This is a genomic window from Hymenobacter sp. 5317J-9, from assembly GCF_022921075.1.
Taxonomy (GTDB): domain Bacteria; phylum Bacteroidota; class Bacteroidia; order Cytophagales; family Hymenobacteraceae; genus Hymenobacter.
In genome coordinates this window covers 3,126,316-3,140,161 of sequence record NZ_CP095050.1, presented here as the reverse complement: position 1 = coordinate 3,140,161, position 13,846 = coordinate 3,126,316, and the positions used below count along the sequence as shown (strand labels likewise).

Annotated in this window: 10 protein-coding genes; all 10 read left to right on the top strand. The window is 61.9% G+C overall.

The annotated features are described in order from the left end of the window. Nucleotides 1-15: 15 nt before the first annotated feature. The 10 genes from MUN81_RS13315 to ftsA all read left to right on the top strand — a co-directional run bounded on the left by MUN81_RS13315 (nt 16) and on the right by ftsA (nt 13,794). Complete coding sequence (locus tag MUN81_RS13315) at nt 16-900, top strand: FtsL-like putative cell division protein (RefSeq protein ID WP_245111107.1); 885 nt, start codon at nt 16-18, stop codon at nt 898-900. After that, on the top strand, nt 897-3,353 hold the full coding sequence (locus tag MUN81_RS13310) for a penicillin-binding protein (protein ID WP_348533137.1): 2,457 nt from the start codon (nt 897-899) through the stop codon (nt 3,351-3,353). Before MUN81_RS13315 ends, MUN81_RS13310 begins: the two co-directional genes overlap by 4 nt. 81 nt (nt 3,354-3,434) lie before the next feature. After that, nucleotides 3,435-4,907 (top strand): UDP-N-acetylmuramoyl-L-alanyl-D-glutamate--2,6-diaminopimelate ligase, encoded by a 1,473-nt coding sequence (locus tag MUN81_RS13305; RefSeq protein WP_245111105.1) that lies wholly within the window; start codon nt 3,435-3,437, stop codon nt 4,905-4,907. A 23-nt stretch (nt 4,908-4,930) separates the two neighbouring features. Continuing rightward, a complete protein-coding gene (gene mraY / locus MUN81_RS13300; RefSeq protein WP_245111104.1) occupies nt 4,931-6,151 on the top strand; it encodes a phospho-N-acetylmuramoyl-pentapeptide-transferase in 1,221 nt (406 codons plus the stop codon). 2 nt (nt 6,152-6,153) lie between these two features. Continuing rightward, nucleotides 6,154-7,512: a UDP-N-acetylmuramoyl-L-alanine--D-glutamate ligase gene (gene murD / locus MUN81_RS13295; protein WP_245111103.1), complete on the top strand. Its 1,359-nt coding sequence runs from the start codon at nt 6,154-6,156 to the stop codon at nt 7,510-7,512. A 77-nt stretch (nt 7,513-7,589) separates the two neighbouring features. Continuing rightward, entirely contained in the window at nt 7,590-8,765 is a 1,176-nt protein-coding gene (locus MUN81_RS13290) for an FtsW/RodA/SpoVE family cell cycle protein (RefSeq protein ID WP_245117391.1), read from the top strand. 140 nt (nt 8,766-8,905) lie between these two features. After that, nucleotides 8,906-10,003, top strand: coding sequence for an undecaprenyldiphospho-muramoylpentapeptide beta-N-acetylglucosaminyltransferase (murG, locus tag MUN81_RS13285; protein ID WP_245111101.1), 1,098 nt, complete (start codon nt 8,906-8,908; stop codon nt 10,001-10,003). Nucleotides 10,004-10,094: 91 nt separating this feature from the next. Next, nucleotides 10,095-11,492 carry a UDP-N-acetylmuramate--L-alanine ligase gene (gene murC / locus MUN81_RS13280; RefSeq protein ID WP_280638192.1) on the top strand — a complete coding sequence of 466 codons (1,398 nt, stop codon included), beginning with the start codon at nt 10,095-10,097 and terminating at the stop codon, nt 11,490-11,492. A gap of 52 nt (nt 11,493-11,544) precedes the next feature. Continuing rightward, nucleotides 11,545-12,303, top strand: coding sequence for a hypothetical protein (locus MUN81_RS13275; protein ID WP_245111099.1), 759 nt, complete (start codon nt 11,545-11,547; stop codon nt 12,301-12,303). Nucleotides 12,304-12,387: 84 nt separating this feature from the next. Further along, nucleotides 12,388-13,794, top strand: coding sequence for a cell division protein FtsA (ftsA, locus tag MUN81_RS13270; protein WP_245111098.1), 1,407 nt, complete (start codon nt 12,388-12,390; stop codon nt 13,792-13,794). Nucleotides 13,795-13,846 lie beyond the last annotated feature (52 nt).

The following is a 13,846-nucleotide window of genomic DNA, read 5'->3' as shown; positions in this document are numbered from 1 at the left end:
CTTTCCGCCCAGACCGTGGCTTCCAACACGCTTAGACCTTCCGACAGCCCCCGCCGCGCCAACGTGCCGCGCGAGATGGCCGTGCCCGAGCCGGTGGTGCTGCCCGCCGCCGTGGTGGAAAAATTGCCTCCGCCTCCTGCTCCCGAGCCCACGCCGGAGCCCGCCAAGCGTCCGCGCAAGCCTGCTCCTGAGCCGCGACCTCGCAGCTCCTGGAGCCTGTTTTCGCTGCTAGACCGCGTGACCAGCGTCGACGGGCTGTTTCGGGAGGGCTTGCCGGTGCGCTACCTGCCCAACTTACTGTTCATCATGCTGCTTACGCTGCTCTACATCGGCAACACGCACTACGGCAACCGCATGAACCGCAGCATCCAGCGCCTCAAGCAGGAAACCGAAGACCTGCGCGCCGACTACACCACCCTGAAATCGGACTACATGGAGGCCAGCAAGCAAAGCGAGGTGGCCCGCAAGGTGGCCGCCTTTGGCCTGGTGGAAAGCTCCTCGCCACCCTTCCGCATCACCGTGCCCAGCGGCCACCTCGACGCGGCCGAACTGGAGCTGATGCCCGTGCTCACGGCCGATACCCTGGCCGCCCGGGCCGCCCGCGACTCGGCCGCCGCGCTACAAGCCGACCTGCTGGCCGGCCGCAAGCGCGGTGTGGTGAGCAGCGAGGATTCCGGGCCCGAAATCATTGCCCCGCCCCAGCCGCTGAGCGGAGACTCCGCCGCCACCGAAGCCGCGGCCCCCGCGCCGGCTGCCACCCGGGCGGCTTCGCCTGCCCGGGCAAAGAGCAAGCCTGCGAAACCTGCCAAGGCTATTAATAAAGCGGCCTCCAAAGCCAGGAAACCTAACCGCCCCACGTCACGCACGGCCACGCCGGCCGCCAGAAGCCACTCCCGATGAAAGGCAGCGTTAAAAAATCCATCGTCACCCGTGTGCGGCTCGCCTTTTTGGGCGTGGCCGTGTTTTCGTGCGCTATTTTCTGGAAAGCCACCAAAATCCAGTTTCAGGAAGGTAGCAAGTGGCGGGCCCTAGAGCAGGAGCGCCGCATCAGCTACCTGCCGGTGCCGGCCACGCGCGGCACCATTTACGCCGGCGATGGCAAAAGCATCATGGCCACCTCGCTGCCCTTTTACCGGGTGGCCTGGGACCCCGGCGTGGTCGACGACGACTTGTTTCGGGCGGAGGTTGACTCGCTGGCCTGGCATTTGTCGCACTTCTTCGGCGACCGCAGCGTGCAGGAGTACAAGCGCCGCCTGAAAAATGCCCACGACGGCAAAGCCCGCTACATCCGGCTCAACTCGCGCCAAATCAACTTTCAGGAGAAAAAGCAGCTGGCCAATTGGCCCATCTTCCGGGCCAAGCGCAACCGCGGCGGCGCCATTTTTGAGAAGGTCGACAAGCGGTTTCGGCCGTTTGGGGGCCTGGCCCAGCGTACCATCGGCTTCGTGAACGAAGAGCACCACGGCGCCGGCTTGGAATACACCTACGAGCAAAGCCTGGCCGGCAAGGCCGGCGAAGCGCTGTTTGAGCGCGTGCCGGGCGGCGTGAAACCCGTGTACGACGGCACCGAAATCAAGCCCCAGCCGGGCTACGACGTGCAGACCACGCTCGACATCAACCTGCAGGACGTGGCCGAGAACGCCCTCTACAAGTCCTTGGTGGACAACAATGCCCAATACGGCTGCGTGATTCTGATGGAAGTGGCCACCGGCGAAATCAAGGCCGTGGCCAACCTGGGCAAGGCCTCCGACGACACGTACAAGGAGGACTACAACTACGCTTTTGCCGACCAGGGCCGTACCGAGCCGGGTTCCACCTTCAAGCTGGCCTCGATGATGGCCCTGATGGAAGCCCGGCCCAACATCACCCTCGACGACATGGTGGACACCGGCAACGGCCGCATGTACGTGGGCGGGGCCGTGAAATCGGACTCGCACGGCTACGGCCGCATCACGGTGCAGCAGGTGTTTGAGAAGTCGAGCAACATTGGCGTGGCCAAGCTGGTGGACAAGTACTTTGCCGGCAACCCAACCGAATACACCGACTACCTGAAGAAGTTCGGCCTCGACAAGCCGCTGGGCTTCCAGATGGCCGGCGAGGCGCGGCCCTACGTGAAGGACCCCGCCGACCGCAGCTGGAGCCGCACCTCGCTCACCACCATGAGCATCGGCTACGAGCTCAAGCTGGCCCCGCTGCAAACCCTGGCCTTTTACAATGCCGTGGCCAACGGCGGCGTGAAGGTGCAGCCCATGATAGTGCGCGAAATCAAGGTGGCCGACCAGGTCATTCAGCACAACGAAACCAAAGTGCTGAACCCCAAAATCTGCTCCGACGCTACCCTGGCCAAAGTGAAATCCATGATGGAAGGCGTGGTGCTGGCCGGCACGGCCCGTAGCATCCGGCCCAAGGACTACAGCATTGCTGGCAAAACCGGCACGGCCTGGAAGTTCAAGAACGGCCAGTACACCAAAACGTATTCGACCAGCTTCTGCGGCTATTTCCCGGCCGACAAGCCCAAATACAGCTGCATTGTGGTGGTCGACTCGCCCCGCAACGGCCGCATCTACGGCGCCGACGTGGCCGCCCCGGTGTTCCGCGAAGTGGCCGACAAGTGCATGGCCCGCGACCTGCTCAGCCAGCGCCCCTTGCTGGCCAAGGCCCGCCTCAACAAGAGCCACGTGCCGCTGGTGCGCGCCGGCATGCAGGACGAGCTGGCCCTGGTGTGCCAGAAGCTGGGCCTGGCCGGCAACACCCAGGCCACGGGCGGCGAAGAATGGGTGCGCGCGGCCTCCGATACCGCCTTCCACGCCCGCACGGTGGCGCTGGTGGTAAATCCCGTGCAAACCGGCCGGGTGCCGCAGGTGCGCGGCCTCACGCGCCGCGACGCCTTGTTTCTGCTCGAAAACAAAGGACTGCACGTGCGCGCCGTGGGCACGGGCCGCGTGAAAGAGCAGTCGTTGCCGGTGGGTGCGCCCATTAAGCGTGGCGACATTATTACGCTCACGCTGGAAGAATCGGGCCCGCGCCTCACGGCCCCCCGCGCCCTGCCCGAGCCCGAGCACACCGACCTGGCCGAGAACAAGCTGCTGGTGCCCGTGGAATTGGAATCGGCCACAAAAGCAAAGCCTGTGGCGGCGGTGGCCAAACTGAGGACTACTGCCAAACCCGCCGCAAAGCCTGCGAAAGCTGAGGTGGCCAAGCCCAAAGCCAAGCCGGCTTCTGCGTCGGCTCCGTCAACTGCAAAATCGACCAATAAACCTGCGGCGAAAGCGAAAGCGACTGCCAGCCCGGCACCAGCCAAAACCTCCAAGAAAACGGCTGCTGCGACAAAACCCGTTGTGCGCCGCACCTAATCGAGTTGGCTGTTTATGAGGCAGGACGAAAGTTGAGACCTTCATCGTCTTCCGCATAAACGCCAACTCTCACGACCCCCGATGATTTCCCTACCGCTCTTTTCGCTGCTCACCGACGTTGCCGTGCTCGCCCAGCACGGCCCCACCGACGTGGCCATCACCGGCCTTACCCTCGACTCGCGCGAAGCGGGACCGGGCGTGGCATTCTGCGCCCTGCGCGGCACCGCTACCGATGGGCATAATTTCATAGCAGGTGCGGTGGAGAAGGGGTTGGCCGCTGTGATTTGCGAAGCGCTGCCGGCTACGCTCAATCCCAGCACGGCCTACGTGTTGGTGAAGGACAGCGCCGAAGCCTTGGGCCATATGGCGGCGGCGTTTCATGGGCACCCCTCGCGCCAGCTCAAGCTGATTGGCGTGACGGGCACCAACGGCAAAACCACCTGCGCCACGCTGCTGCACAAGCTGCTGCGTGAGCTGGGCTACCACGCTGGCCTGCTGAGCACGGTGCAGAATCAGATTGACGAGGAAGTGATTCCCAGCACGCACACCACCCCCGACGCCATTCGGCTCAACGCGCTGCTGGCGCGCATGGTGGCCGCCGGCTGCACCCACGCCTGCATGGAAGTGAGCAGCCACGCCGTGGCCCAACACCGCATCACGGGCCTGCGCTTTGTGGGGGGCATCTTCACCAACCTAACCCACGACCACCTCGACTACCACGGCACCTTCGACAATTACCTGAAAGCCAAAAAAGCTTTCTTCGACGGCCTGCCCAAAACCGCTTTCGCCCTCACCAACGCCGACGATAAGCGCGGCCCGGTGATGCTGCAAAACACCGCCGCCCGCCGCGAAACCTACTCCCTGCGCGGCGCGGCCACCTTCCGGGCCAAGCTCGTGGCCAACGAAGTGCACGGCCTGCACCTCAAAATCGAGGGCCGCGAAATCCTGTTCCGCCTCATCGGGGTGTTCAATGCCTACAACCTACTGGCCGTGTACGGCGCGGGCGTGCTGCTGGGCGAAGACCCCACCGAGGTGCTCACCATCCTCTCGGGCCTGACCACGGCTCCCGGGCGGTTCGAGCCGGTGGTGTCGCCCGCGCAGACTGTTACGGGCATCGTGGACTATGCTCACACGCCCGACGCGCTGGAAAACGTGCTGCAGACGCTGCACGAAATCCGCCAGCCCAGCCAGCAAATCATCACCGTGGTGGGCTGCGGCGGCAACCGCGACGCGGCCAAGCGCCCCATCATGGCCAACCTGGCCGCCCGCCTTTCCAACAAGGTCGTCCTCACCTCCGACAACCCTCGCTTTGAGGACCCCAACGAGATTCTGGCCCAGATGCAGGCCGGCGTCACGGCCCCCGACTCGGCCAAAGTGCAAACCGTAGCCGACCGCCGCCAAGCCATCGAAACCGCGGTGCGCCTAGCCGGCACCAACGATATTGTGCTGGTGGCGGGCAAAGGCCACGAGAATTATCAGGAAATTCGCGGCGTCAAAGCACCCTTCGACGACAAGTTGATTTTAACCGAAGTTTTTGCCGCGCAGGGCAAGTAGTCCCTCGCGCTAACCGAATCTGAATGCTTTATTACCTCTTCCGTTACCTGCACGACCATTTTCACCTGCCCGGCACCGGGGTGTTTCAGTACACCACGTTTCGGGCCGGCCTGGCGGTGGTCATTTCCCTGCTCATCGCCCAAACGTTTGGGCACCGCCTCATTCGCGTTCTTCAGAAAAAGCAGGTAGGGGAGAGCATCCGCGACCTGGGCCTGCAGGGCCAAAACGAGAAAAAGGGCACCCCCACCATGGGTGGCCTCATCATCATCCTGGCCATTCTGGTGCCCGTGGTTCTGCTGGCCCGCTTACGCAACATCTACATCATCCTCATGATTTTGAGCACGGTGTGGCTGGGCCTGATTGGCTTCCTGGACGACTACATCAAGGTGTTCCGCAAGAACAAGGAAGGCCTGAGCGGCCGCTTCAAGGTACTGGGCCAGGTGGGCCTGGGCATCACGGTGGGCTGGGTGTTGTTTTACAGCAACGAAATCACGGTGCGCGAGTACCTGCTGCCCAACGGCCAGTACTCGGCCATTGAGGCGACCAAGTTTTTCAAAGACGTGCACCTGATGATTACCACGGTGCCGTTTATGAAAAACAACGAGCTGAACTATGGCGACTTGTTTGCCACGGCCGGCTCCTTGTTCAACGGCCTCTACGGCCTGCTTTACATCCCCATCGTCATCTTCCTGATTACGGCCGTCAGCAACGGCGCCAACATCACCGACGGCCTCGACGGGCTGGCGGCCGGCACTTCGGCCATCATTGGTATCACGCTAGCCATTTTCGCTTTCGTGAGCGGCAACGCGCTGCTGGCTGATTATCTGGACGTCATGTTTATTCCGGATTCCGGCGAGCTGGTTATTTTCTGTACGGCCTTCGTGGGCGCCTGCATCGGCTTTTTGTGGTACAATAGCTACCCGGCGCAGGTATTCATGGGCGACACGGGTTCGCTGGCCCTGGGCGGCATCATTGCCGTGCTGGCGCTCATCGTGCGCAAGGAACTGCTTATTCCCATTCTCTGCGGCGTGTTCTTGATTGAGAACCTGTCGGTGATGGTGCAGGTGGGCTACTTCAAGTACACCCGTAAGAAGTACGGCGAGGGCCGGCGCCTGCTGCGCATGTCGCCGCTGCACCACCACTACCAGAAGCTGGGCTACCACGAATCCAAAATCGTGTCGCGCTTCTGGATTGTGGGCATCATGCTGGCCGTCATCACCTTGGTAACCCTGAAACTGCGCTAGGTATGAACATTGTCATCCTCGGAGCCGCCGAAAGCGGCGTGGGCGCGGCCCTGCTGGCACAGGCCAAAGGCCACGCGGTGTTCGTGTCGGACCGCGGCGCCATTCAGGCCGATTACAAGGAGCAGCTCACCCGGGCGGGCATCGAGTTTGAAGAAGGCCAGCACACGCTGGAGCGCGTCCTGCAGGCCGAGGAAGTCATCAAGAGCCCCGGCATTCCGGAAAAGGCACCGGTTATTCAGGCCCTGCGGGAGCGCAACATTCCCGTCATTTCCGAGATTGAGTTTGCCGGTCGCTACACCGCGGCCAAGTGCATCTGCATCACGGGCACTAACGGCAAAACCACCACCACGCTGCTCATTTACCATCTGCTGAAAGAAGCGGGCTTGAAGGTAGGGCTGGCCGGCAACGTGGGCTACTCCATGGCAGAGCAGGTAATCGCCAATGAGCATGAGTACTACGTAGTGGAACTGAGTAGCTTCCAGCTGGACGATACCTATGATTTTCAGCCTTGGATTAGCATTCTGCTCAATATAACCCCCGACCACTTGGACCGCTACGGCTACTCGCTAGAGAACTACGCCCAAGCCAAACTGCGCATCGTGCGCAACCAGGACAGTAGCGGCTACTTCATCTACAATGCCGACGATGAGAACATCCAGCGGTATTTCAAAGCCGCGTTGCGGCCGGTGCACAAAATGCCCTTCAGCCTGCACCACCGGCCCGATGTGCACTTGGCGGCCTACTACAAGTCGGAGGACGTGATATGCTTGGACATGCTGCCCGGCTACTACAGCGAAACCGAAGAAATAAGCACGGCTAATTCGCCGCTCATCGGCCAGCACAACCGCCAGAACATGATGGCCGCCGTACTTGCCGCCCGCGTGGCCGGCCTCAACTCCGGGCAGATTGAAAGCGCCCTGGCCACGTTCCACAACGCCGACCACCGCCTGCAACCGGTGGGCGAAATCGGCGGCGTGCGCTATATCAACGACAGCAAGGCCACCAACGTGGAAGCTGCCTGGTATGCGCTGGATGGCATTCGCCAGCCCATTGTCTGGATTGCGGGCGGCACCGACAAGGGCAACGACTACAGCAGCCTGCTGCACCTGGCCGAAAGCCGGGTGAAAGCGCTGGTGTGCCTCGGCGTCGACAACGCCAAGCTGCGGGCGGCTTTCGGCAACGTGGTGCCGCACCTCGAAGAAACGCAAAGCATGGCCGAGGCCGTGGCCCGCGCTTCAGCCCTGGCCGAACCCGGCGACGTGGTGCTGCTCTCGCCGTGCTGCGCCAGTTTCGACCTGTTCAAAAATTACGAAGACCGGGGCCGGCAATTCGCCGCCGCGGTGGCCGAACTGAAGAAATAATCGGACCTGCCCGCCGTCCCAAGTGCCGGTAAGCAGGCCTTGCCCACAAAGAATTTCTACGCCAACTTCCCCACAGTATCATGAAAGACTGGCTGCAACGTAACCTCAAAGGCGACCCCATTCTGTGGGCCATTGTGTTTCTGTTTTCCTTTATCAGCATCGCGGTGGTGTATTCCGCTACCGGCACGCTGGCGTATAAGAAGATGAACGGCAACACCGAGGCCTTCCTGCTCAAGCACAGCGCCCTGATTGTGGCCGGCCTGGGCTTCATGTGGCTGGCGCACCGCATCGACTACCGCTACTATTCGCGGCTGGCGCTGTACGCGCTGCTCATTTCGGTGCCGCTGCTGCTCTTTACCTACCTGCTGGGCGGCGAAACCAACGGCGCCTCGCGCTGGATGACCATTCCGGTCATCAACCAGACTTTCCAGCCTTCCGACCTGGCCAAGCTGGCCCTGATTTCGCACCTGGCCAGCATGCTCAGCCGCCGCCAGCAGCACCTGCAGGACTTCTGGACCACGCTGTTTCCGGTAATGCTGTGGGTGGGCATTATTTGCGGCCTGATTGCGCTTACCAACGCTTCCACCTCGTCGCTGCTGTTTGCTACTTGCCTGCTGCTCATGTTCATCGGCCGCGTGCCGCTCAAGCAGATGCTGGTGATGGTGCTCATCGGCGTCACGGTGGGGGGCACGGCCCTGGCCAGCGGCCAACGCTGGAAAACCGTGCAGTCGCGCATCACCAACTTCTCCGACCCCACCAAGAAAACGCCTTTTCAGCTCGAACACAGCTACATCGCCATTGCCACGGGCGGCATCGCCGGCAAGGGCCCCGGCAAAAGCACCGAGCGCAACATCCTGCCGCACCCGTATTCCGACTTCATCTACGCCATCATCATTGAGGAATACGGCCTGTTGGGCGGCGCCGTGGTGCTATTCCTCTACCTAGCCTTCCTCTATCGAGGGCTGAAAACGGTGATGAACAGTTACGGGGCTTTTGGCGGGCTGCTGTCCGCCGGGCTCAGTTTTAGTCTGGTCTTGCAAGCCCTCGTGAACATGGGCGTGGCGGTGGGACTGGGCCCCATCACCGGCCTGCCATTGCCGCTGCTGAGCATGGGCGGCACCTCACTTATTTTCACCGGCATCAGCATTGGCATCATCCTGGCCGTGAGCCGCGGCGAGCGCGAAGTGCGCCCCATGACCGGCGAGCCCGACGACACGGCGCGCATCCCCAGCCAGCGCGCGGCGTATGCGTAGCGACTTCGGTAAAAGGTAAAAAAGAACGTCATGCTGAGCTTGCCGAAGCATTTCTACCGGAGCAGTAACTGATTACTCTTCGCGGTAGAGATGCTTCGGCAAGCTCAGCATGACGTTCTTGTCCAGACGCAATTTCCCACATGACCCATACTCCCCTCCGTTTCATTATTTCCGGCGGCGGCACCGGCGGCCATATATTCCCCGCGGTGGCCATTGCCAATGAGCTGCGTCGGCGCCTGCCCGATGCCGAAATCCTTTTCGTGGGGGCCAACGGCCGCATGGAAATGACCCGTGTGCCCGAAGCCGGCTATAACATTGTGGGCCTCGACATCACCGGCCTGCAGCGCCGCCTCACCCCGCAAAATCTTCTGTTTCCGGTGCGCGTGTTCCGCTCGGTGCGCAAAGCCGGCAAGCTGATTGAGGAATTTCGGCCCGATGCCGTGGTGGGGGTGGGGGGCTATGCCTCGGCGCCGGTACTGCTGGCGGCGACTTCGCGGGCCATTCCCTCGCTCATTCAGGAGCAGAATTCCTACGCCGGCCTGGTGAATAAGCTCTTGGCGAAGCGGGTGAACAAAATATGCGTGGCCTACGACGGCATGGAAAAGTTTTTCCCCGCCGAAAAGCTCGTCCTGACCGGCAACCCCGTCCGCACTGAAATAGCCAGCGGCAACCGCGCCGAAGCCCTTAAGTTCTTTGACCTCGACCTGAACAAGAAAACCTTGCTGGTGATAGGCGGGAGCCTCGGCGCCCGCACCCTCAACCTGGCCACGGCCGCCGCCATTGCGCGCCTGCGCGACGCCGGCATTCAGCTTCTGTGGCAAACCGGCAAGCTGTATTTCCCCGAAGCCCGCCAGCAGGCCGACCAGCCCCACAACCTGCACGCCCTGGAATTCATCCAGCGCATGGATTTGGCCTACGCCGCGGCCGACGTCGTAATCAGCCGCGCGGGTGCCTTATCGGTTTCGGAGTTGTGCCTTACCGGCAAAGCCAGCATTCTGGTGCCTTCGCCCAACGTGGCGGAGGACCACCAAACCAAAAACGCTTTGGCCCTGATGAGCAAAGGCGCCGCCGTGCTCATCACCGACGAGCACGCCCCCGAACGCCTCTACGACGAAGCCCTGCGCCTGCTCGCCGACCCTGAGCGCCAGCAGCAGCTCAGCAGCCGCGTGCGGGAGCTGGCTCGGCCCCAAGCCACCGCCACCATCGTCGACGAGCTGCTGGGCCTGCTGAAAAAGTGACGACAGGCAGTTAAAATTAGGGCAAAAACCGCAGTTTTGGCCTATTCTGCCCGTTTGGCTTCTACCTTTGCACTTTCATTAACGACGGCCCTTGGAGCAGTTTCCCTACGTTTTTTTTCTCGGCATCGGCGGCATCGGCATGTCGGCGCTGGCGCGCTGGTTCCGGGCCAACGGCCACCAGGTGAGCGGCTACGACAAGACCGAAACGCCTCTCACGCAGAGCCTGACGAACGAGGGAATCGCCATTCACTACGCCGATGCGGTGGAGAATATCCCCCTCGCAGTGCGCGAAAACCGGGACCGCACCCTCGTCGTGCTCACGCCCGCTATCCCGGCCGATAGCCTGGAATGGGCCTGGCTGCGCGAAAAAGGCTACGATATTCGCAAGCGCAGCCAGGTGCTGGGCGTGCTCACCCAGGGGCGCTACACCATTGCGGTGGCCGGCACGCACGGCAAAACCACCACCAGCAGCATGGTGGCCCACCTGCTGCACCACGCCGGCCTCGATGCCGGGGCCTTTCTGGGCGGCATTGCCGTGAACCTGGGCAGCAACCTGCTGCTGCCCGCCACACCCGCCGCGCCCATTGTGGTGGAGGCCGACGAGTACGACCGCAGCTTCCTGACCCTGTTTCCGGACGTGGCCATCGTGACGAGCACCGACGCCGACCACCTCGACATCTACGGCGACCAAACGGCCCTGATTGAGTCCTTCCGCCAGTTTGTGGCCCAAATCAAGCCCGGCGGCACCCTGCTCATCAACCACACCGCCGACCCCAGCGTGGCCGCCGCCGCGCCGGCCGGCACCCGCGTCATCCGCTACGGCCTCAACGCCAGCCAGGGACCCGAACTTTTTGCCGCCAATATCTCGGCCGAAGGCCACCAGTTCCACTTCGACCTGCACGGCCCGCAGGGCATTGTGGCCGACCTGCAGCTGGCCGTGCCGGGCTACCACAACGTGGAAAACATGCTGGCGGCGTCCTGCGTGGCTCAAATACAAGGCGTTGAGCCAGAAAAATTACGGGCAGCCGTAGCGGCTTACCGCGGCGTAAAGCGCCGGTTTGAGTTTGTGGTGACGGCTGGCCAAAACGTCTATTTAGACGATTATGCCCACCATCCGCGCGAAATCGAGGCGTTTTTGCGCTCGGTGCGGGCCCTGTATCCAGGCAAGCGTTTGCGCGTCGTTTTCCAGCCCCACCTTTTCACCCGCACCCGGGACTTTGCCGAAGGCTTTTCCAAAAGCTTAAGCATTGCAGATGAGGTATTTTTGTTGGATATTTACCCAGCCCGCGAGAAACCACTGCCGGGTATTACCTCCGATATTCTGTTGGCCAACATCACCGCTCCGACCAAAGCCATCCTGACTAAAGAGCAGGTGCTGAAAGCCGCGCAATCTGAAACGTCGTTCGACGTTCTGGCCACGGTAGGCGCCGGCGACATCGACACCCTGGTGCCCCAGCTGCGGGCCGTGCTCACAGAACGCTGGAAATAGCCCCTTGGCTGGCTAGCCCAGATTTCATTCATCTATCCCAATCCTTTTCTTTTTGGACCGCACCGTACGAAACCTGCTTGTTGCCGCTGCCTGCCTGCTGGTGCTGGGCGGGTTGGGCGTGTTTGCCGCCGTGCGCCAGTCCTCCCGGCCCGTGAGCGAAGTGCAGGTGAATATCGCCAACGAGTTCGATAACTTCTTCATCAGCGAGCGCGGCGTCAAGGCCCTGCTCACCCGCGGCGGCAAAGAGCCGGTGGTGGGCACCGTGCCCGAAGGCCCGCGCCTGCGCGAGTTAGAGGCCCGCCTCAAGGCTCATCCCTTCGTGCGCGACGCCCAGGTGTACCGCGACCTGGCCGGCAACCTGCACGCCGACGTGCGCCAAAACAGGCCCATTGCCCGCCTCACGCATCCCGATACCCGCCTCGATACCTACGTCGACGCCGAAGGCCACGTGCTACCGCTTTCGCCGCTGTTTACGGCCCGCGTCGCGACTGTCGCACGGCCCAACGGCGCCAATCTGCCAACTGCATTTTTCCAAGACAGCGTCGGGCGCCGCTACCTGGAGTTTTTGCGGTACGTCGACGAGCACGAATTCTGGAAAGCGCAGGTATCGGAGGTGTTCATTGAGCCAAGCGGCAAGCTGTCGTTTACCCAGCAGGTAGGGGACCAGCGCATCGAATTTGGGCTGCCCGAAAATATTTCCGAAAAATTTGCCAAGCTTATGGTATTTTACCGGCAAATTCCGTCAGTTTTGGGGTGGGACACCTACCACCGCGTAAACGTCGAATACCAAAATCAGATTATTTGCGAATAGTAATTCGCTGACACATAGGCCGTAAGGTCGAAAATCCCACCGTTCACAACTCTCGCGTTTTCATTGCTCGCCAGCACCGCTCCTATGCAACAAGACAAAATCGTCGTCGGGCTCGACATTGGTACTACAAAAATCTGCGCCCTGGTGGGCCGCAAAAACGAGTTCGGTAAACTCGAAATTCTGGGCATGGGCAAAGCCGTGTCGGAAGGGGTTTCGCGCGGCATCGTGCTCAACATCGACAAGACCGTAGACGCCATCAAACGGGCCATTCGGCAAGCCGAAGAACAGTCTGGAATTAGCATTGGAGTGGTAAACGTGGGCATTGCCGGCCAGCACATCAAGAGCCTGCAGCACAACGGCAGCATCACGCGCAACTCGCACGATACCATCGGCCCGGACGACGTGAACCGCCTCACGCAGGACATGTATCGCCTCGTGACACAGCCCGGCTCGCAAATCATCCACGTGATGCCGCAGGACTACAAAGTGGACTACGAGGAAGGCATCGCCGACCCCGTGGGCTACGAGGGCGTGCGCCTGGAAGGCAACTTCCACATCATCACCGCCCAGAGCACGGCCATCAACAACATCAACAAGTGCGTGACCAAGGCCGGGCTGGAAATTGCCGACCTGATTCTGGAACCGCTGGCCAGCTCCATGTCCATCCTCTCGGAGGAAGAGAAGGAAGCCGGCGTGGCCCTGATTGACATCGGCGGCGGCACCACCGACCTGGCCGTGTTCAAGGACGGCATCATCCGCCACGCGGCGGTGCTTCCGTTTGGCGGCAACATCATCACGCAGGATATCAAGGCCGGCTGCAACGTGGCCCCCGGCCAAGCCGAGCAGCTGAAGGTGAAGTTTGGCAAAGCCATTGCCCAGGAAGCCAGCGACTACGAAATCGTGAGCATCCCCGGCCTGCCGAACCGCCCGCCCAAGGAAGTGTCGCTGAAAAACCTGGCATACATCATCGAGGCCCGCATGTCGGAAATCATGGAGCTGGTGTATGCCGAAATCTATCGCATGGGCCTGCACGATAAGCTGTCGGCCGGCATTGTGCTGACGGGTGGCGGCTCGCAGCTGCAGAACCTGGAGCAGCTCACCGAGTACATCACCGGTCTAGACACCCGCATCGGCTACCCCAACCAACACCTTGGCAAGAGCCGCATCGAGGCCGTGAAGTCGCCGATGTATGCCACCACGGTGGGCCTCGTGCTGTCGGGCTACCACTCGCTCGACGAGCGCAACCTCTCGCGCACGCCCTACGACCACGAAGAGCTGCCCGCCGCGCCTGCGTATTATGCTGCCCCGCAGCCGGTGGCCGCGCCCGCGCCGGCTCCGGTCGAGACGCGCGCTGTTACGCCTACCGCTCCCGCCCCGGCCCCCCAGCCGGCCAAGCAGAAGGAGCCCGGTGCGGCCAGCCGCTTCTTCAAGGACATCATCACCCGTACCAAAGGGCTGCTGATTGACGATTACGACGATAAATCTTACTAAATCCGACTGTCATGCTGAGAAACGAAGCATCTTATCAAGGCTGCGTTAATCA

Bases quoted from the DNA above. Each gene is read 5' to 3' on its own strand.
- MUN81_RS13310 (WP_348533137.1), top strand. From the start codon at position 897: ATGAAAGGCAGCGTTAAAAAATCCATCGTCACCCGTGTGCGGCTCGCC.
- MUN81_RS13305 (WP_245111105.1), top strand. From the start codon at position 3,435: ATGATTTCCCTACCGCTCTTTTCGCTGCTCACCGACGTTGCCGTGCTC.
- mraY (WP_245111104.1), top strand. From the start codon at position 4,931: ATGCTTTATTACCTCTTCCGTTACCTGCACGACCATTTTCACCTGCCC.
- murD (WP_245111103.1), top strand. From the start codon at position 6,154: ATGAACATTGTCATCCTCGGAGCCGCCGAAAGCGGCGTGGGCGCGGCC.
- murG (WP_245111101.1), top strand. From the start codon at position 8,906: ATGACCCATACTCCCCTCCGTTTCATTATTTCCGGCGGCGGCACCGGC.
- ftsA (WP_245111098.1), top strand. From the start codon at position 12,388: ATGCAACAAGACAAAATCGTCGTCGGGCTCGACATTGGTACTACAAAA.